The 21,083-nt window shown below is 65.5% G+C and carries 9 protein-coding genes, 1 tRNA gene and 3 rRNA genes; 10 read left to right on the forward strand and 3 right to left on the reverse strand.

The annotated features are described in order from the left end of the window. Window positions 1-3 precede the first annotated feature (3 nt). On the reverse strand, window positions 4-558 hold the full coding sequence (locus PGH47_RS31200) for a PH domain-containing protein (protein WP_271666140.1): 555 nt from the start codon (window positions 556-558) through the stop codon (window positions 4-6). Window positions 559-648: 90 nt separating this feature from the next. Continuing rightward, a complete protein-coding gene (locus tag PGH47_RS31205) occupies window positions 649-885 on the reverse strand; it encodes a hypothetical protein (protein ID WP_126899454.1) in 237 nt (78 codons plus the stop codon). A 210-nt stretch (window positions 886-1,095) separates the two neighbouring features. Here PGH47_RS31205 and thyX point away from each other — a divergent pair, with 210 nt between their 5' ends. The 8 genes from thyX (at window position 1,096) to PGH47_RS31245 (ending at window position 11,373) form a co-directional block, all read left to right on the forward strand. After that, complete coding sequence (gene thyX, locus PGH47_RS31210; RefSeq protein WP_093865877.1) at window positions 1,096-1,836, forward strand: FAD-dependent thymidylate synthase; 741 nt, start codon at window positions 1,096-1,098, stop codon at window positions 1,834-1,836. Window positions 1,837-2,036: 200 nt separating this feature from the next. Then, the gene (gene dapA / locus PGH47_RS31215; RefSeq protein WP_030956132.1) at window positions 2,037-2,936 is read left to right on the forward strand and encodes a 4-hydroxy-tetrahydrodipicolinate synthase; all 900 of its coding nucleotides are present in this window, start codon (window positions 2,037-2,039) and stop codon (window positions 2,934-2,936) included. Window positions 2,937-3,093: 157 nt separating this feature from the next. Continuing rightward, window positions 3,094-4,779, forward strand: a complete 1,686-nt coding sequence (locus tag PGH47_RS31220) for a ribonuclease J (RefSeq protein WP_271666141.1) — start codon at window positions 3,094-3,096, stop codon at window positions 4,777-4,779. A 500-nt stretch (window positions 4,780-5,279) separates the two neighbouring features. After that, window positions 5,280-6,805 (forward strand): 16S ribosomal RNA (locus tag PGH47_RS31225). Between the two features lie 310 nt (window positions 6,806-7,115). Next, window positions 7,116-10,243: ribosomal RNA gene (locus tag PGH47_RS31230) — 23S ribosomal RNA — on the forward strand. An 85-nt stretch (window positions 10,244-10,328) separates the two neighbouring features. Next, window positions 10,329-10,445: ribosomal RNA gene (rrf, locus tag PGH47_RS31235) — 5S ribosomal RNA — on the forward strand. Together the 16S, 23S and 5S rRNA genes form the textbook arrangement of a ribosomal RNA operon. A 113-nt stretch (window positions 10,446-10,558) precedes the next feature. After that, window positions 10,559-11,221 carry a DegT/DnrJ/EryC1/StrS family aminotransferase gene (locus PGH47_RS31240; protein ID WP_271668192.1) on the forward strand — a complete coding sequence of 221 codons (663 nt, stop codon included), beginning with the start codon at window positions 10,559-10,561 and terminating at the stop codon, window positions 11,219-11,221. 76 nt (window positions 11,222-11,297) lie between these two features. Further along, a tRNA-Thr gene (locus PGH47_RS31245) sits at window positions 11,298-11,373 on the forward strand. A gap of 58 nt (window positions 11,374-11,431) precedes the next feature. Here the strand turns inward: PGH47_RS31245 and PGH47_RS31250 are convergent. Then, window positions 11,432-14,176 (reverse strand): SpoIIE family protein phosphatase, encoded by a 2,745-nt coding sequence (locus PGH47_RS31250; RefSeq protein ID WP_271666142.1) that lies wholly within the window; start codon window positions 14,174-14,176, stop codon window positions 11,432-11,434. A 380-nt stretch (window positions 14,177-14,556) separates the two neighbouring features. Between PGH47_RS31250 and PGH47_RS31255 the strand changes: the two genes are divergently transcribed. Further along, window positions 14,557-20,037, forward strand: a complete 5,481-nt coding sequence (locus PGH47_RS31255) for a HAMP domain-containing protein (protein WP_271666143.1) — start codon at window positions 14,557-14,559, stop codon at window positions 20,035-20,037. 244 nt (window positions 20,038-20,281) lie between these two features. Next, window positions 20,282-20,965, forward strand: coding sequence for a response regulator (locus PGH47_RS31260; RefSeq protein ID WP_030949665.1), 684 nt, complete (start codon window positions 20,282-20,284; stop codon window positions 20,963-20,965). Window positions 20,966-21,083 lie beyond the last annotated feature (118 nt).

Genomic DNA, 21,083 nt, shown 5'->3' on the forward strand with positions numbered 1-21,083 from the left:
AGGTCAGCCGCGCGAGTTCTCCGCGGCCCACGCCTCGATCGAGTCGGTGGCCCGCTCGAACGCCGCGACCCGGGCGAGGAAGTCGGCGTTGTGCGTGGTCATCAGCATCGGCACGTCGTCCGCCGAGCGACCATGCCGTACGAGCATGAGCGCCTGCCCCTGCACCGTGCGCGGCAGTCCCAGCCAACGCACCGGCTGCTGCACCGTGCGCACCGCGGCGATCTGCTCCCAGGGCACCGTCCGCGTGACGAGGAACTTCACCTGACGCAGCCCGCGCGAGCTGACCCACACGCCCATGCGCAGCAGCCGCAGCGCACCGACGATGATGGCCAGTGCGATGCCGAAGACGACAGCGGCGCCGGGGAGCGTGCCGGTCAGGGCGATGATGACGGCCGCGAACAGCACGTACGAGGCGAGCAGCAGCCACAGCGCGGCCGCGCCCACCCGCCACGGGCCGGGGCGGTAGGGCCGCCGCCAGCGCTCGTGGTCGTCGAAAGGCAGCGCGACGTCGTCGGCTGCCTCGAACGCGCGATCGGCCGTCAGGAAGGGCAGGGGCACGGCTGGTCCTCACTCAATCCATGCATGGGCTGTGCCCGGTGAGGCTATCTACCCGAGTCCCCGCTCACCACCCTTGGGGGTCCGAAGGGGTCAGCGCCCCTGGGACGCCTGGGACTGCTGGGTCGGTGAGCCGGTGTCGGTCGACAGGGCCGGCATGCCGACCACCAGCGAGCCCACAAGGCCTGCGACGATGGTGAGCCCCAGCAGCCAGCGCCCGGCCATCTGACCGGCGGACGCCCGCTCACGGGGCGGGGGAGCGACATTGCTGCGGAATCGGTCGGCTTCGGCGAGGAAGGCGAAGGGTACGGACTCGCGCCGACTGAACATCGGGGGTCTTCTCCTCTCGGGATCGTATGGGTGACCGTCATCAACACAGACGAGCGAGAGCCCCAAAAGGTGCCCGGTTTCACCGAATTCACAGAAATTCGCTGCCGTTCGCTGACGTATGTCGCGACCCGGCACCGAACGCCCCGTTGTCAGTGCCGCCCCGTAGAGTGGGCGCCGCCCCGCAGAAGTGATGGAAGGACCCCCCGAGCCGTGACCGACACCCCCGCAGACGACCTCAAGCCCAGCTTCCGCAGTGATGTCTCCGTCGAGCTGGTCAAGCACAGCGCGGCCGACTCCGACGTGCTGTGGGCCGCCCGTGTCTCCACCGCCGGTGAGCAGTCCCTGGACGAGCTGAAGAAGGACCCGGAGCGCTCCAAGGGCCTGATCAACTACCTGATGCGGGACCGGCACGGCAGCCCCTTCGAGCACAACTCGATGACCTTCTTCATCAGCGCCCCGATCTTCGTCTTCCGCGAGTTCATGCGGCACCGCGTGGGCTGGTCGTACAACGAGGAAAGCGGCCGGTACAGGGAGCTCCAGCCCGTCTTCTACGTCCCCGACGCCTCCCGCAAGCTGGTCCAGGAGGGCCGCCCGGGCAAGTACGTCTTCGTGGAGGGCACCCAGGCCCAGCAGGAGCTGGTCGGCCGCACCATGGAGGACTCCTACCGGCAGGCCTACGAGGCCTACCAGGAGATGCTCGCCGCCGGCGTCGCCCGCGAGGTGGCCCGCGCGGTGCTCCCGGTCGGCCTGTTCTCCTCGATGTACGCCACCTGCAACGCCCGCTCGCTGATGCACTTCCTCGGCCTGCGCACCCAGCACGAGCTGGCCAAGGTCCCGTCCTTCCCGCAGCGCGAGATCGAGATGGTCGGCGAGAAGATGGAGGCGGAGTGGGCCAGGCTCATGCCGCTGACGTACGCCGCCTTCAATGCGAACGGCCGCGTGGCGCCGTAACGCGACCAGGGCACGACCGCTGGCGTCAGCCTCATGAAGTGTCCGTATTGCGGCATTTAGAGAAGTTCATCTAGCCTGATCAAACGGACCCGGCACTGCTTGAACCCCCGAGCAGGCAGTGCCGGGCTCCATATTTGTCCGGACTTACCCGCACCCCCCGAGGGCAGACCCGGCCGGGCGCAACGAGTAGCGTGTAACCCATGGCTCCGACCTCCACTCCGCAGACCCCCTTCGGGCGGGTCCTCACCGCCATGATCACGCCCTTCACGGCGGACGGCGCACTCGACATCGACGGCGCACAGCGGCTCGCCGCGCACCTGGTGGACGCAGGCAACGACGGCCTGATCATCAACGGCACCACCGGCGAGTCCCCCACCACCAGCGACGCGGAGAAAGCCGACCTCGTACGAGCGGTCGTGGAGGCCGTCGGCGACCGGGCCCACGTGGTGGCCGGAGTCGGCACCAACGACACCCACCACAGCCTGGAGCTCGCCCGTACCGCCCAGCAGGTGGGCGCACACGGCCTGCTGGTCGTCACGCCGTACTACAACAAGCCCCCGCAGGAGGGCCTGTACCGGCACTTCAAGGCCATCGCCGACAGCACCGAGCTGCCGGTCATGCTCTACGACATCCCCGGCCGCAGCGGCGTCCCGATCAACACCGAGACGATCGTCCGCCTGGCCGAGCACCCGCGCATCGTCGCCAACAAGGACGCGAAGGGTGACCTCGGCCGAGCCAGCTGGGCCATCGCCCGCTCCGGCCTCGCCTGGTACTCCGGCGACGACATGCTGAACCTGCCGCTGCTCTCCGTGGGCGCGGTGGGCTTCGTCTCGGTCGTCGGCCACCTCGTCACCCCCGACCTGCGCGCGCTCGTCGACGCGCATGTCTCCGGCGACGTCCAGAAGGCCACGGAGATCCACCAGAAGCTGCTCCCGGTCTACACCGGCATGTTCCGCACCCAGGGCGTCATGACGACGAAGGCCGCGCTCGCCCTCCAGGGCCTGCCGGCCGGCCCCCTGCGCGCCCCCATGGCGGAGTGCTCGCCCGAGGAGATCGAGCAGCTCAAGATCGATCTTGCCGCCGGCGGGGTACAGCTCTAACACCAGACTTCGCGCGCCGGCCGCGCAGCAGACTCCACAACTGAATAAGCGGGCCACCGGTGCCTGCGCACTACACACAACGACAACTGCTTCTGCACGAACGTCACGCGCGCCACGTGCCCGACCGGTACGTGGCGCGTGTGGTGAGGAGAGTCTTTTGAGTCATCCGCATCCTGAACTTGCCCCGCCCCCGCCGCTCCCCGAAGGCGGCCTGCGGGTCACCCCGCTCGGCGGCCTCGGCGAGATCGGCCGCAACATGACGGTCTTCGAGTACGGCGGCCGTCTGCTGATCGTCGACTGCGGAGTGCTCTTCCCCGAGGAGGAGCAGCCCGGAATCGACCTGATCCTGCCGGACTTCTCGTCCATCAGGGACCGCCTCGACGACATCGAGGGCATCGTCCTCACGCATGGCCACGAGGACCACATCGGCGGCGTCCCCTTCCTGCTCCGCGAGAAGCCGGACATCCCGCTGATCGGCTCCAAGCTGACCCTCGCCCTGATCGAGGCCAAGCTCCAGGAGCACCGCATCCGCCCGTACACCCTGGAGGTGGCGGAGGGTAACCGCGAGCGCATCGGTCCCTTCGACTGCGAGTTCGTCGCGGTCAACCACTCCATCCCGGACGCCCTGGCCGTGGCCATCCGTACGCCCGCGGGCATGGTGGTCCACACCGGCGACTTCAAGATGGACCAGCTCCCGCTGGACAACCGTCTGACAGATCTACACGCGTTCGCACGACTGAGCGAAGAGGGCATCGACCTCCTTCTCTCGGACTCCACGAACGCCGAGGTCCCAGGGTTCGTCCCGCCCGAGCGCGACATCTCCAACGTCCTGCGCCAGGTGTTCGCGGGTGCCCGCAAGCGGATCATCGTGGCCAGCTTCGCCAGCCACATCCACCGCATCCAGCAGATCCTGGACGCGGCCCACGAATACGGCCGCCGGGTCGCCTTCGTCGGCCGCTCGATGGTCCGCAACATGGGCATCGCACGTGACCTGGGCTACCTGAAGGTCCCGCCGGGCCTGGTGGTGGACGTCAAGACCCTCGACGACCTCCCGGACAGCGAAGTGGTCCTGGTCTGCACGGGCTCCCAGGGCGAGCCGATGGCGGCTCTGTCGAGGATGGCCAACCGCGACCACCAGATCCGCATCGTCGACGGCGACACCGTGATCCTGGCGTCGTCCCTCATCCCCGGCAACGAGAACGCGGTCTACCGCGTGATCAACGGCCTGACCCGCTGGGGCGCGAACGTCGTCCACAAGGGCAATGCCAAGGTCCACGTCTCGGGCCACGCCTCGGCCGGCGAGCTGCTGTACTTCTACAACATCTGCCGCCCGAAGAACCTGATGCCGGTGCACGGCGAATGGCGCCACCTGCGGGCCAACGCCGAACTGGGCGCCCTCACCGGCGTCCCGCACGACCGCATCGTCATCGCCGAGGACGGCGTCGTCGTCGACCTCATCGAGGGCAAGGCCAAGATCGCCGGCAAGGTCCAGGCCGGATACGTGTACGTCGACGGCCTCTCGGTCGGTGACGTGGGCGAGCCCGCGCTCAAGGACCGCAAGATCCTCGGCGACGAGGGCATCATCTCGGTCTTCGTGGTGGTGGACTCCTCCACCGGCAAGATCACGGGCGGCCCGCACATCCAGGCCCGCGGCTCCGGCATCGAGGACTCCGCCTTCGGAGGCGTCATCCCGAAGATCACGGAGGTGCTGGAGCGGTCGGCCCAGGACGGTGTGGTCGAGCCCCACCAGCTGCAGCAGCTGGTGCGACGGACCCTGGGCAAGTGGGTCTCCGACACCTACCGGCGCAGGCCGATGATCCTGCCTGTGGTGGTGGAGGTCTGACGGTCCGTCGGACGTTCGACTGCGTGAACCAGGAGCGGGGCGCCTCGATTTGCATCGGGGCGCCCCGCTCCAGTACGTTTACGGCTCCGCCTGACCGGGAACCCGACCGCTTCGTGCGTCGGAACCAGTCCCCGGAGGGGGTGGAAATTCCGACTCAGAATCTCTGATAAAGTCGGAACCGCCGGAAAGGGAAACGCGAAAGCGAGAACCTGGAAAGCGCCGAGGAAATCGGATCGGAAAGATCTGATAGAGTCGGAAACGCAAGACCGAAGGGAAAAGCCCGGAGGAAAGCCCGAGAGGGTGAGTACAAAGGAAGCGTCCGTTCCTTGAGAACTCAACAGCGTGCCAAAAATCAACGCCAGATATGTTGATACCCCGTCTCCAACCGTTCGGTTGGGGCGAGGTTCCTTTGAAATAACACAGCGAGGACGCTGTGAACCGGGAGACTATTCCTCTCCTGGTTCCGCTCTCGTGTGTGTGCACCGGATGACCGGTAAACATTCACGGAGAGTTTGATCCTGGCTCAGGACGAACGCTGGCGGCGTGCTTAACACATGCAAGTCGAACGATGAACCACTTCGGTGGGGATTAGTGGCGAACGGGTGAGTAACACGTGGGCAATCTGCCCTTCACTCTGGGACAAGCCCTGGAAACGGGGTCTAATACCGGATAACACTCCTGTCCTCCTGGACGGGGGTTAAAAGCTCCGGCGGTGAAGGATGAGCCCGCGGCCTATCAGCTTGTTGGTGAGGTAATGGCTCACCAAGGCGACGACGGGTAGCCGGCCTGAGAGGGCGACCGGCCACACTGGGACTGAGACACGGCCCAGACTCCTACGGGAGGCAGCAGTGGGGAATATTGCACAATGGGCGAAAGCCTGATGCAGCGACGCCGCGTGAGGGATGACGGCCTTCGGGTTGTAAACCTCTTTCAGCAGGGAAGAAGCGAAAGTGACGGTACCTGCAGAAGAAGCGCCGGCTAACTACGTGCCAGCAGCCGCGGTAATACGTAGGGCGCAAGCGTTGTCCGGAATTATTGGGCGTAAAGAGCTCGTAGGCGGCTTGTCACGTCGGGTGTGAAAGCCCGGGGCTTAACCCCGGGTCTGCATTCGATACGGGCTAGCTAGAGTGTGGTAGGGGAGATCGGAATTCCTGGTGTAGCGGTGAAATGCGCAGATATCAGGAGGAACACCGGTGGCGAAGGCGGATCTCTGGGCCATTACTGACGCTGAGGAGCGAAAGCGTGGGGAGCGAACAGGATTAGATACCCTGGTAGTCCACGCCGTAAACGGTGGGAACTAGGTGTTGGCGACATTCCACGTCGTCGGTGCCGCAGCTAACGCATTAAGTTCCCCGCCTGGGGAGTACGGCCGCAAGGCTAAAACTCAAAGGAATTGACGGGGGCCCGCACAAGCAGCGGAGCATGTGGCTTAATTCGACGCAACGCGAAGAACCTTACCAAGGCTTGACATACACCGGAAACGTCTGGAGACAGGCGCCCCCTTGTGGTCGGTGTACAGGTGGTGCATGGCTGTCGTCAGCTCGTGTCGTGAGATGTTGGGTTAAGTCCCGCAACGAGCGCAACCCTTGTTCTGTGTTGCCAGCATGCCCTTCGGGGTGATGGGGACTCACAGGAGACCGCCGGGGTCAACTCGGAGGAAGGTGGGGACGACGTCAAGTCATCATGCCCCTTATGTCTTGGGCTGCACACGTGCTACAATGGCAGGTACAATGAGCTGCGATACCGTGAGGTGGAGCGAATCTCAAAAAGCCTGTCTCAGTTCGGATTGGGGTCTGCAACTCGACCCCATGAAGTCGGAGTTGCTAGTAATCGCAGATCAGCATTGCTGCGGTGAATACGTTCCCGGGCCTTGTACACACCGCCCGTCACGTCACGAAAGTCGGTAACACCCGAAGCCGGTGGCCCAACCCCTTGTGGGAGGGAGCTGTCGAAGGTGGGACTGGCGATTGGGACGAAGTCGTAACAAGGTAGCCGTACCGGAAGGTGCGGCTGGATCACCTCCTTTCTAAGGAGCACTTCTCACCAACTCCGGTTGGTCAGAGGCCAGTACATCAGCGAATGTCTGATGCTGGTTGCTCATGGGTGGAACGTTGATTATTCGGCACGATCCAGGATGGATCAGGCGCTAGTACTGCCCCTCGGGGCGTGGAACGCTGATCTGGTCAACTGATCGTGCCGGGCACGCTGTTGGGTGTCTGAAGGTACGGCCGGTCAGGCTGCCTTCAGGTGCCGGCCCCAGTGAACTCGTGCTTCGGTGCGGGGTGATGGGTGGCTGGTCGTTGTTTGAGAACTGCACAGTGGACGCGAGCATCTGTGGCCAAGTTTTTAAGGGCGCACGGTGGATGCCTTGGCACCAGGAACCGATGAAGGACGTGGGAGGCCACGATAGTCCCCGGGGAGTCGTCAACCAGGCTTTGATCCGGGGGTTTCCGAATGGGGAAACCCGGCAGTCGTCATGGGCTGTCACCCTTGTCTGAACACATAGGGCAAGTGGAGGGAACGCGGGGAAGTGAAACATCTCAGTACCCGCAGGAAGAGAAAACAACCGTGATTCCGGGAGTAGTGGCGAGCGAAACTGGATGAGGCCAAACCGTATACGTGTGAGACCCGGCAGGGGTTGCGTATGCGGGGTTGTGGGATCTCTCTTTTACAGTCTGCCGGCTGTGAGACGAGTCAGAAACCGTTGATGTAGGCGAAGGACATGCGAAAGGTCCGGCGTAGAGGGTAAGACCCCCGTAGTCGAAACGTCAGCGGCTCGTTTGAGAGACACCCAAGTAGCACGGGGCCCGAGAAATCCCGTGTGAATCTGGCGGGACCACCCGCTAAGCCTAAATATTCCCTGGTGACCGATAGCGGATAGTACCGTGAGGGAATGGTGAAAAGTACCCCGGGAGGGGAGTGAAATAGTACCTGAAACCGTGTGCCTACAAGCCGTGGGAGCGTCGGACGTCAAGTTTACTTGCACATGTCTCGTGACTGCGTGCCTTTTGAAGAATGAGCCTGCGAGTTTGCGGTGTGTTGCGAGGTTAACCCGTGTGGGGAAGCCGTAGCGAAAGCGAGTCCGAATAGGGCGATATAGTAGCGCGCTCAAGACCCGAAGCGGAGTGATCTAGCCATGGGCAGGTTGAAGCGGAGGTAAGACTTCGTGGAGGACCGAACCCACCAGGGTTGAAAACCTGGGGGATGACCTGTGGTTAGGGGTGAAAGGCCAATCAAACTCCGTGATAGCTGGTTCTCCCCGAAATGCATTTAGGTGCAGCGTCGTGTGTTTCTTGCCGGAGGTAGAGCACTGGATAGGCGATGGGCCCTACCGGGTTACTGACCTTAGCCAAACTCCGAATGCCGGTAAGTGAGAGCGCGGCAGTGAGACTGTGGGGGATAAGCTCCATGGTCGAGAGGGAAACAGCCCAGAGCATCGACTAAGGCCCCTAAGCGTACGCTAAGTGGGAAAGGATGTGGAGTCGCAGAGACAACCAGGAGGTTGGCTTAGAAGCAGCCACCCTTGAAAGAGTGCGTAATAGCTCACTGGTCTAGTGATTCCGCGCCGACAATGTAGCGGGGCTCAAGCGTACCGCCGAAGTCGTGTCATTCATACAACAGGGCCAACGCCCGTATGGATGGGTAGGGGAGCGTCGTGTGCCGGGTGAAGCCGCGCCGGAAGGCAGTGGTGGACGGTTCACGAGTGAGAATGCAGGCATGAGTAGCGATTCACACGTGAGAAACGTGTGCGCCGATTGACTAAGGGTTCCTGGGTCAAGCTGATCTGCCCAGGGTAAGTCGGGACCTAAGGCGAGGCCGACAGGCGTAGTCGATGGATAACCGGTTGATATTCCGGTACCCGCTGTGAAGCGTCAAACATCGAATCCAGTGATGCTAAGCCCGTGAAGCCGCCGGCTGAGTCTTCGGACGAGGTCGGAGTGGTGGAGCCGGTGACCCGAGCTGGTAGTAGGTGAGTGATGGGGTGACGCAGGAAGGTAGTCCATCCCGGGCGGTGGTTGTCCCGGGGTAAGGGTGTAGCCCGAGTGGTAGGCAAATCCGCCACTCATACAGGGTGAGACCTGATGCCGAGCCGATTGTGGTGAAGTGGATGATCCTATGCTGTCGAGAAAAGCCTCTAGCGAGTTTCATGGCGGCCCGTACCCTAAACCGACTCAGGTGGTCAGGTAGAGAATACCGAGGCGTTCGGGTGAACTATGGTTAAGGAACTCGGCAAAATGCCCCCGTAACTTCGGGAGAAGGGGGGCCACGTCTGGTGAGGAGACTTGCTCTCCGAGCTGGGGGTGGCCGCAGAGACCAGCGAGAAGCGACTGTTTACTAAAAACACAGGTCCGTGCGAAGCCGTAAGGCGATGTATACGGACTGACGCCTGCCCGGTGCTGGAACGTTAAGGGGACCGGTTAGCTCAGATTCGTCTGGGCGAAGCTGAGAACTTAAGCGCCAGTAAACGGCGGTGGTAACTATAACCATCCTAAGGTAGCGAAATTCCTTGTCGGGTAAGTTCCGACCTGCACGAATGGCGTAACGACTTCTCGACTGTCTCAACCATAGGCCCGGTGAAATTGCACTACGAGTAAAGATGCTCGTTTCGCGCAGCAGGACGGAAAGACCCCGGGACCTTTACTACAGTTTGATATTGGTGTTCGGTTCGGCTTGTGTAGGATAGCTGGGAGACTGTGAACTCTGGACGCCAGTTCAGGGGGAGTCGTCGTTGAAATACCAGTCTGGTCGTGCTGGATGTCTAACCTGGGTCCGTGATCCGGATCAGGGACAGTGTCTGATGGGTAGTTTAACTGGGGCGGTTGCCTCCTAAAGAGTAACGGAGGCGCCCAAAGGTTCCCTCAGCCTGGTTGGCAATCAGGTGTTGAGTGTAAGTGCACAAGGGAGCTTGACTGTGAGACCGACGGGTCGAGCAGGGACGAAAGTCGGGACTAGTGATCCGGCGGTGGCTTGTGGAAGCGCCGTCGCTCAACGGATAAAAGGTACCCCGGGGATAACAGGCTGATCTTCCCCAAGAGTCCATATCGACGGGATGGTTTGGCACCTCGATGTCGGCTCGTCGCATCCTGGGGCTGGAGTCGGTCCCAAGGGTTGGGCTGTTCGCCCATTAAAGCGGTACGCGAGCTGGGTTTAGAACGTCGTGAGACAGTTCGGTCCCTATCCGCTGCGCGCGCAGGAATATTGAGAAGGGCTGTCCCTAGTACGAGAGGACCGGGACGGACGAACCTCTGGTGTGCCAGTTGTTCTGCCAAGGGCATGGCTGGTTGGCTACGTTCGGGAGGGATAACCGCTGAAAGCATCTAAGCGGGAAGCCTGCTTCGAGATGAGTATTCCCACCCACTTGATGGGGTAAGGCTCCCAGTAGACGACTGGGTTGATAGGCCGGATCTGGAAGCACGGTAACGTGTGGAGGTGACCGGTACTAATAGGCCGAGGGCTTGTCCTCAGTTGCTCGCGTCCACTGTGTTGGTTCTGAAACCACGAACAGCCCCGTATGGCCACATGCGGTGCGGCTGACAGTTTCATAGTGTTTCGGTGGTTATAGCGTGAGGGAAACGCCCGGTTACATTCCGAACCCGGAAGCTAAGCCTTACAGCGCCGATGGTACTGCAGGGGGGACCCTGTGGGAGAGTAGGACGCCGCCGAACTCCTTTTATCGGGTTGGACCCGGAACTTCGGTTCCGGGTCCAACCCTTTTTTGTTGTCCGTCACCTGACGTTCACGTTCCGCAACCAACATCACCCACATGGGTACTGCTGCAATGCTCAGGGCTGCCGGCGTAGGTGTCGGTGATGAGGTTGTCGTGCCGGCCTTCGGGAACGTCGAAGTCGCCGAGGCCGTGGTCCTGGCCGGAGCGCTGCCGGTGTTCGCCGACATAGATCCGGTGACGTACTGCCTGGACGCCGGCGCTGTCGCGGCGGTTGTCACTCGGCGCACGGCGGCCGTCGTCGCCGTACACCGATTCGGTCGGTCTGCCGATATCGCGCGATTGCACGAGATCGGGCAGCGGCACGGGCTGCTGGTGCTGGAGCAGGGTGAGTCCGAGGCTCCGTACGACGAGATCGCTCAGCGCAGGCAGCGGGCCTCGTACCTGGACGCGAAGCTGAAGGGTGTCCGCACGCCGGATGGCGGTGACGGGCACACCTACCAGCAGTACATCGTGCGGGTTCCCGGGAACGGGCGGCCGGATCGGGACGCCTTCGCTCGGGCCGTGCGGGCCAGAGGAGTTGAGTGCCGGGTACCGGTGAAGACCCCGGTGCATCGGCTGCCCGAGTACCGGCGGTGCGTGTCTCTGCCGGAGACCGAGCGGGCCGCTGATGAAACGTTGGCTCTGCCGGTTGACGCCTCGCTGACCAAGAGGGACATGCAGCGCGTCGTGTCCGCCTGCAATGCGCTCGGAGGACTGCTTCAGCCCGCTTTCTGAGCGAGTTTGGGAGCACGGCGCGTTCGGGGTATGCTCTATTTCGTTGCCGCGAGGGAAACTTCGCAAAAGGCAGCTGGCCCCTATAGCTCAGTCGGTAGAGCGTCTCCATGGTAAGGAGAAGGTCAACGGTTCGATTCCGTTTGGGGGCTCCACGCAGAAGGCCCCGCCCATTAGGGCGGGGCCTTTCTCATGCCCTTCTTCCTGTCCGCCTCAGTCCTTGTGGATGCCCGGGACCCGCATCGCCAGGATGGCCATGTCGTCGGACGGGGCGTCAGAGGCGAAGCGTTCGACCGCACGCATGATGCGGGCCGCCACCGCGCCCGCCGTGAGGCCGGTGCAGGTCGTGAGGACGTCGGTGAGACCGTCGTCGCCCAGCATGCGGGTGCCTTCGCGGCGCTCGGTGACACCGTCCGTGACGCAGAGAAGGACGTCGCCCGGGTCGAGCGTGACCGTCTGCTCGTAGAGCTCCAGGTCCTCCATGACGCCGAGCAGCGGCTGCGGTTCCGCGGCGGGCTCGACCGTGCCGTCCTGGCGCAGGCGGAGGGGGAGCGGGTGGCCGGCGCAGACCACCTTCAGCTCGGCGCTGCCGTCCTCCTGGGGCCTCAACTCGCCGTAGAGGAGCGTCAGGAAGCGGCTGCGGGCGCCCTCGTCGAGGATCGCGGAGTTCAGGCGCTCCAGGACCGCCGGGCCGCTGAGGCCCTCGCGGGCGAGGAGGCGGAGGGCGTGCCGGGCGAGGCCCGTGACCGCCGCCGCGTTCGGGCCAGTACCGCAGACGTCGCCGATGGCGAAGCCGTAGGCGCCGTCGCTGATCGGGAAGAGGTCGTAGAAGTCGCCGCCGACCTCGTTGCCCTCGCCGGCCGCGCGGTAGATGACCTCGACCTCGACGCCGTCGATCTCGGGGAGCTCGGGTGGCAGGAGGCTGCGCTGGAGGGACTGGCTGATGGCCGTGCGCTCGGAGTAGAGGCGGGCGTTGTCCAGGGCCAGGGCGGCCCTTCGGGAGAGGTCTTCGGCCAACTCCAGGATTTCCTGGCGGAAGTGCTCGTCGGTGGGCTTCCCGAGGGTGAGCATGCCGATGACGCGGTTGCGGGCCACCAGGGGCAGGACGACCGTCTCGCCGCCGACCGCGGACGCCGTGGCCAGTGTGGGGCCGATGCCGGCGCTGATGCGGCCGATGGGCTCGCCCAGGCCGAGGCTGCGCATGGAGGTGCGCAGGGCGGCCTGGTGGGCGGATTCGGCCGGGGCCGACCAGACGCGGGCGCCGGGGGTGGGTACCGGGTCCGGCGGGGGGATCTTGGAGAGCAACGACTTAATGCCGTCGATGAGTTCCTCGTCCTCATGGAGGACGTATGACAGGTACGGCTCCGAGGCCTGGTCGGCGATCGTGTAGACCGCGCACCAGGTGGCCAGGGTCGGGACCGTCATCTGGGCCATCAGGGCGAGGGTCTGGTCGCGGTCCAGGGTGCCGGCGAGGAGGTCGGAGGCCTCGACGAGGAAGCTGAGGGAGCCGCGGCGCAGGCGTTCGAGTTCGCCGAGGCGGGCCGACTCGACGGCGAGCGCAATGCGGTCGGCGGCGAACTGGAGGCGCAGCGCCTCTTCGTTGGAGTATCTGGCCGGGCCCTCCGCGGCGACGCCGAGGGAGCCGGTGAGGCGGCCCTCGACCTTCAGGGGGACCGTGACGACCGAGCGCATGCCCGTGCCCCTGAGGAGGGGCACGGCGCCGGGGACCATGGTGAGGTCCTCGTGGACCGCCGGCATCCGGGCCGAGCCGTAGCGGCCGGGGCCCGCCTCCACGGGCACGCGTGCGAAGCGCTGGCGGGCCGAGGGCAGGCCGGTGGAGGCGCGGACCTCCAGTTCCGTCTCGTCGTCGGTCGCGAGGAGGAGGAAGGCGGAGTCCCCGTCGAGCATGTCGCGGGCGCGTTCCACCGTGCGCTGGAGGAGGCCGTCGAGGTCGTCCGGGGCGGGCGAGCCGATGAAGACCTCGAAGGGGTCGGTGCTCGTGGCCTCGTTGGCGGCGTCGGAGGCGGGGACGCGCAGCGGGGTCTGGAGGACGGCACGCTCGTGGTTGCGGACCAGGAGACAGACCGTGGAGGGCTCGCCGCCGGTGTCGCGGACCCTGAGGTGGGAGGCGTACACGGGGGTGACGCGGCCGTTGGCGCCGCGGATGCCGTAGCTGCCCTCCCAGCGGGAGAGCTGGAGTGCCTCGGCGATGCCGGTGCTGGTGCCCGGGGTGTGCGGCCAGGCGGCGAGGTCGGTGAGGGGTTTTCCGGTGACCTGCTCGGCCGCGTAGCCGAAGAGTTCCTCGGCGTCCTCGTTCCACGAGGAGATGGAGCCCGTGCGGTCGATCTGGATCACCGCGACGCGGACGCGGCCGTCGGCGAGCGGGAGGAGGTCGGAGGGCAGCGACGGGCCGGCCGCCCGGGTGCCCACCGGGCGCTCGGGGAGGTCGAGTTGGAACCACACCTGCTTGTGGGTCGGTGTGTACTCGACGCCCCAGCGACCGGCCAGGGCCGCGCAGAGCTGGAGGCCGCGGCCGCCCTCACGGTCGGGGCTGCCCATGTTGACCGGTGAGCCCTGGAGCGGGATCTCGCGCTCCGGATACCGGTCGGCCACCTCGATTCGTACACCTTCTTCACTGCGCAGGCACAGGACGTCCGCGGAGGTGCCTGCGTGTACGACGGCGTTGGTCACCAACTCGCTGGTGAGTACGACTGCGTCGTCGACGATGTCGGCGAAACCCCAGCCCTGCAATGTGTCGCGGACGAAGGAGCGGGCGCTCGCGACCGATCGCCCGACGGGGTCGAAGCTGGCTGCCGCGCGCGCGGTGATCACTGAACTCCTCGTCCGGTTGTCGACGTGCAGGGCTACCTGGCCGACCGGCTCACGCCGCTGGTGCGGCATGTGCGCGCCCGTCGGCCGGTCCGGGGATGGTCCCCCCGGGATCAGTCCGGTGGTCATGTCCGGCTGCCCCTCCGATGCCCGCTCGTACTCCTCCTGTCACCGCCCAGGCCGGACGGGACCGGCGCGGCTGGACAGCCGCATGCAAGGTTACTTACCTTCGCCGTCCATGCGGATGCCGGTCTGCAGTGTTTCCGCCCGGAGGGTGTGCGGACGATGTGCGAAGCTGCCGAACTGTTATGGCCGGGTTCAGGCAGGGTGAAACACTGGGCAAGCTTCTTGTGAAGGTCCGGGCAGGCTGAGTGTGATTCGCGTACCGCGGGCAGCAGCACATGGGTGTGGCCTGGTATATCCGGCAGGACTACCCAGCAGTAATGGGTACGCGGTGCAGTAGCAACCCGAGCACAGCAGTAATGGTCGACCCCTGCGGGAGGGACACAGTGGAGTCTGGCGCAGCGACGCGGGGCACTAAGACGCGCGCGAAAGGCGGACAGTCCCTGAAGAACGAACGCAAGTCTCGTGGTGGTGGCACCACTGCCGTTGACACGGCTGCCCTGAACCGGCTGCTCACCGCTCTCGTGGCGATGCGCGACGGGAACTTCCGGAAGCGGCTCACGGTGTCCGGGGACGGCGTGATGTCGGAGATCGCCGCCGTCTTCAACGAGGTGGCGGACCGAAATCTTCACCTCACGGGTGAGCTGGCGCGTGTGCGTCGGATGGTCGGCCGCGAGGGCAAGCTCACCGAGCGGCTGGAGACGGGTGCCTGCGAGGGCTCCTGGGGTGTCGCGATCGACAACTCCAACTCCCTGGTCGACGATCTCGTACGCCCCGTTTCCGAGGTCGGCCGGGTGCTGACCGCGGTGGCCGAGGGTGACCTGTCGCCGCGCATGGAGCTGCGCACGCAGGGGTCGGACGGGACCGGGCATCCGCTGCGGGGTGAGTTCCTCAAGGTCGGGCGGACTGTAAACAACCTTGTCGATCAGCTCTCGACGTTCACCGACGAGGTCACGCGTGTGGCCAGTGAGGTCGGTACCGAGGGCAAGCTCGGCGGGCAGGCACGCGTGCGTGGGATGTCGGGTTCGTGGAAGGACCTCACGGACTCCGTCAACACGATGGCGTACCGGCTGACCGCGCAGGTCAGGGACATCGCGCTGGTGACCACGGCGGTCGCCAAGGGCGATCTGTCCCGCAAGGTCACCGTGCATGTGGCCGGCGAGATGCTGGAGCTGAAGAACACCGTCAACACCATGGTGGACCAGCTGTCGTCCTTCTCCTCCGAGGTGACGCGAGTCGCGCGCGAGGTGGGCACCGAGGGCGAGCTCGGCGGGCAGGCGCAGGTGCCGGGTGTGGCCGGTGTGTGGAAGGACCTCACCGATTCGGTGAACCTGATGGCCGGCAACCTGACGGCGCAGGTGCGCGGGATCGCGCAGGTGACGACGGCGGTCGCCAACGGTGATCTGTCGCAGAAGGTGACCGTCTCGGCGCGGGGCGAGGTCGCCCAGCTCGCGACCACGATCAATCAGATGACCGAGACACTGCGGATCTTCGCCGACGAGGTCACGCGTGTCGCCAATGAGGTTGGTGCCGAGGGCCAGCTGGGCGGTCAGGCGAACGTGCCGGGTGCGGCGGGGACCTGGAAGGACCTCACGGACTCCGTCAACACAGTGTTCCGGAACCTGACCACTCAGGTGCGGGACATCGCCGCGGTGACGACGGCGGTGGCCAACGGTGATCTGTCGCAGAAGGTCACGGTCGACGTGGCCGGCGAGATGCTGGAGCTGAAGAACACCGTCAACGGCATGGTCGACCAGCTGTCCGCGTTCGGCTCCGAGGTCACGCGTGTCGCGCGTGAGGTCGGTGTCGAAGGTGAGCTGGGCGGTCAGGCGCAGGTGCCCGGGGCGGCCGGTACGTGGAAGGACCTGACGGACTCCGTCAACACCGCGTTCCGGAATCTCACCGGACAGGTGAGGAACATCGCCCAGGTGACGACGGCGGTGGCCAACGGTGATCTGTCGCAGAAGGTCACCGTGGACGTCTCCGGCGAGATGCTCCAGCTGAAGAACACCGTGAACACGATGGTGGACCAGCTGTCGTCCTTCGCCGACCAGGTCACGCGGATGGCCCGGGACGTCGGTACCGAGGGACGGCTGGGTGGCCAGGCGGTCGTACCGGGGGTCGCCGGTACGTGGAAGGAGCTGACCGACTCCGTCAACGGCATGGCAGGCAACCTGACTGCCCAGGTGCGCAACATCGCGCAGGTCACCACCGCGGTGGCCCAGGGTGACCTGTCGCAGAAGATCGACGTCGACGCGCGCGGCGAGATCCTGGAGCTGAAGAACACCATCAACACGATGGTCGACCAGCTCTCCGGCTTCGCCGACCAGGTGACCCGGGTGGCCCGCGAAGTGGGTACCGAGGGTCGGCTGGGCGGGCAGGCGCAGGTGCCCGGTGTGGCCGGCGTGTGGCGGGACCTGACCGACTCCGTGAACGGCATGGCAGGAAACCTCACCGCCCAGGTGCGCAACATCGCCCAGGTCGCCACCGCGGTGGCCCGGGGTGACCTGTCGCAGAAGATCACCGTGGACGCGCGCGGCGAGATCCTGGAGCTCAAGAACACGCTGAACACGATGGTGGACCAGCTGTCGTCGTTCGCGGAGGAGGTCACCAGGGTCGCCCGTGAGGTGGGTACGGAGGGCCAGCTCGGCGGTCAGGCCGAGGTGCAGGGCGTCTCCGGCACCTGGAAGGACCTCACCCAGTCCGTGAACTTCATGGCGAACAACCTGACCATCCAGGTGCGCCAGATCGCCGAGGTCACGACCGCGGTCGCCAAGGGCGACCTGTCGAAGAAGATCACCGTCGACGCCAAGGGCGAGATCCTCGAGCTCGTGACGACCGTCAACACGATGGTCGACCAGCTGTCCAGCTTCGCCGAGCAGGTGACCCGGGTGGCCCGCGAGGTGGGCACCGAGGGCATCCTGGGCGGCCAGGCGCACGTTCCGGGTGTCACGGGCATCTGGAAGGACCTCAGCGGCAACGTGAACCTGATGGCCAAGAACCTGACCATGCAGGTGCGGAACATCTCGCAGGTCGCGGCGGCCGTCGCCAACGGCGATCTGACGCGGACGGTCACGATCGAGGCGCGCGGCGAGGTCCAGCAGCTCGCCGACACCTTCAACACCATGGTGAAGACGCTGAGTTCGTTCGCCGACCAGGTCACCAAGGTGGCCCGCGAGGTGGGCACGGACGGGATCCTCGGTGGTCAGGCGCACGTACCGGGTGTGGCCGGTACGTGGAAGGACCTCACCGAGTCCGTGAACCAGATGGCGTCCAACCTGACCGGACAGGTGCGCAACATCGCCCTTGTCACGACCGCGATCGCCAAGGGTGACCTGTCCAAGAAGATCGACATCGACGCCCGTGGCGAGATCCTCGAGCTGAAGACGACGATCAACACGATGGTCGACCAGCTGTCGTCGTTCGCCGAGGAGGTCACCCGAGTCGCCCGCGAGGTGGGCACCGAAGGGCAGCTCGGCGGCCAGGCACGCGTGCGTGACGTCGACGGAACCTGGCGCGACCTCACCGAGTCCGTGAACGAAATGGCAGGGAACCTCACTCGTCAGGTGCGTGCCATCGCGCGCGTGGCGACCGCGGTGACCCGTGGCGACCTGAACCTGAAGATCGACGTCGACGCGTCCGGCGAGATCCAGGAGCTCCAGGACTACATCAACAAGATGATCGCCAACCTGCGCGACACCACGATCGCGAACAAGGAGCAGGACTGGCTCAAGGGCAACCTCGCCCGGATCTCCGCGCTGATGCAGGGCCGCCGGGACATGCACGACGTGGCCTCGCTGATCATGAGTGAGCTGACGCCGGTGGTGACCGCGCAGCACGGCGCGTTCTTCGTCGCCATGCCGCTCCTCGACGGCACCGACCTGGCCGCCGAGAACGACGAAGCCTACGAGCTGCGGATGCTCGGGTCGTACGGCTATTCGATGGGTTCCATGCCGACGTCCTTCCGGCCGGGTGAGGCGCTCATCGGGACGGCCGCCGAGGAGAAGCGCACGATCCTCGTGGAGAACGCGCCCAGCGGCTATCTGAAGATCTCCTCCGGACTCGGCGAGGCGCCTCCCGCGCAGGTGATCGTCCTTCCGGTGCTGTTCGAGGGCAAGGTGCTCGGCGTCATCGAGCTGGCCTCCTTCACCCCGTTCACGCAGATCCAGAAGGACTTCCTGAACCAGATCGCCGAGATGATCGCGACCAGCGTCAACACGATCTCGGTCAATACCAAGACCGAGGTGCTGCTGAAGCAGTCGCAGGAGCTGACCGAGCAACTGCGTGAGCGCTCGGCCGAGTTGGAGAACCGGCAGAAGGCCCTCCAGGCGTCCAACGCCGAGCTGGAGGAGAAGGCCGAGCTGCTGGCCCAGCAGAACCGTGACATCGAGGTGAAGAACACCGAGATCGAGGAGGCGCGGCAGGTCCTGGAGGAGCGCGCCGAGCAGCTCGCCGTCTCGATGCGCTACAAGAGCGAGTTCCTCGCCAACATGTCGCACGAGCTGCGTACGCCGCTCAACTCGCTGCTGATTCTGGCCAAGCTGCTCGCCGACAACGCCGAGGGCAACCTCTCGCCCAAGCAGGTCGAGTTCGCCGAGACCATCCACGGCGCCGGCTCCGACCTGCTCCAGCTGATCAACGACATCCTCGACCTGTCGAAGGTCGAGGCGGGCAAGATGGACGTCTCCCCGACGCGCATCGCGCTCGTGCAGCTCGTCGACTACGTGGAGGCCACCTTCCGGCCGCTGACCGCGGAGAAGGGCCTGGACCTGTCCGTACGGGTCTCCCCGGAGCTGCCGGCCACACTGCACACGGACGAGCAGCGGCTGCTCCAGGTGCTGCGGAACCTGCTGTCGAACGCGGTGAAGTTCACCGACTCCGGCTCGGTCGAGCTGGTCATCCGGCCCGCCGGGATGGACGTGCCGCAGGTGATCCGGGAGCAGCTGCTGGAGGCCGGTTCGCTGACCGAGGTGAACGCGCCGCTGATCGCGTTCTCCGTGACGGACACCGGCATCGGGATCGCGGCCAGCAAGATGCGGGTGATCTTCGAGGCGTTCAAGCAGGCGGACGGCACGACCAGCCGCAAGTACGGCGGTACGGGTCTTGGGCTGTCCATCTCGCGGGAGATCGCGCAGTTGCTGGGCGGCGAGATCCACGCGCAGAGCGAACCTGGACGCGGCTCGACGTTCACCCTGTATCTGCCGCTGCACCCCAGCGAACTGCCCCCGCAGGGCTATCAGCAGCAGCTGCCGGCCCTCGACGCGGGCGCCCTGGTGGCGTCCGCGGCCGACCTGGCGGAGCTGGCCGACGTGGAGATCGAGACACCGGCGGAGGTGCGGTCGTACCGCGAGACCCAGAACGGCGCCGCCGCGCTCTTCAGGCGCCGCCGCAGGGCCGCGCACGAGCTGGAGCAGGGGCCGTCGCAGCAGGAGCAGTGGTCGGTGCCGGAGCGGCAGGAGCCGGCTCCGAAGTCGCGCCGCGGGATCCGGTTCGGCGGTGAGAAGGTGCTGATCGTCGACGACGACATCCGCAACGTCTTCGCGCTGACCAGTGTCCTGGAGCAGCACGGCCTGTCGGTGCTGTACGCCGAGAACGGCCGTGAGGGCATCGAGGTCCTGGAACAGCACGACGACGTGGCGGTCGTCCTGATGGACATCATGATGCCGGAGATGGACGGATACGCGACGACCACGGCGATCCGCAGGATGCCGCAGTTCGCCGGGCTGCCGATCATCGCGCTGACCGCGAAGGCGATGAAGGGCGACCGGGAGAAGGCGATCGAGTCGGGCGCTTCCGATTACGTGACCAAGCCGGTCGATCCCGATCATCTCCTGGCGGTGATGGACCAGTGGATGAGGGACCAGTGACCAGAGCCGAAAGTGTTCACACGGGGTTGCTGACTCAGTGTGGTCGAGGTCGTGTAGAAGTGCGGGATTCGGGGAACCTTCTGGTCTCCTGCTGCGTTTCTGCTACGTGCACAGTGACATCGCGGTGACAGGGTGTGGCGACAGGCGGGGTGCGGCTACCATGACCGGCACGAGGGCGGGCGGCGTAAGGGAGTCGTCCCCTGGGGCGGAGCCCGGTGCACTGCCGGGGCGAGGAGGGCGGGCCATGGTGCAGAAGGCCAAGATCCTCCTGGTCGATGACCGGCCGGAGAATCTGCTTGCGCTGGAGGCGATCCTCTCTGCGCTCGATCAGACCCTGGTGCGGGCATCGTCCGGGGAGGAAGCGCTCAAGGCACTTCTGACGGACGACTTCGCGGTCATTCTGCTGGATGTTCAGATGCCGGGAATGGACGGTTTCGAAACCGCGGCGCACATCAAGCGGCGGGAACGGACCAGGGACATCCCGATCATCTTCCTCACCGCGATCAACCACGGCCCGCATCACACCTTCCGCGGCTACGCGGCAGGCGCGGTGGACTACATCTCCAAGCCGTTCGACCCGTGGGTGCTGCGGGCGAAGGTCTCCGTGTTCGTCGAGCTGTACATGAAGAACTGCCAGCTCCGGGAGCAGGCGGCGCTGCTGCGGCTCCAGTTGGAGGGCGGTGGCGGCAAGGCCGCGGGCGCCGACTCCAAGGAGCCGGCGGGGCTGCTGGCCGAGCTGTCGGCACGGCTCGCGGCCGTCGAGGAGCAGGCCGAGGCGCTGTCCAAGCAGCTGGACGACGAGTCCGCGGACGCCGCCGCGGTGGCCACGGCGGCTCATCTCGAACGCAAACTCACCGGACTGCGGCGGGCGCTGGACGCGCTGGAGCCCGGCACCGGGAGCACCTCGTCGGTGCCGTCGCAGAACTGACCCCGCGTCGGTTCCGGTTGGCGGGCGGACGGCGTCCGATCGTCCTGTGCGTGACGGGGCCGTGAACCGGCGTCAGTTCGCCACCCTGGCAAGGGCGACACGAACGGGTGAAGCAGTG

Source organism: Streptomyces sp. HUAS 31, assembly GCF_028198125.1.
GTDB lineage: Bacteria > Actinomycetota > Actinomycetes > Streptomycetales > Streptomycetaceae > Streptomyces > Streptomyces chartreusis.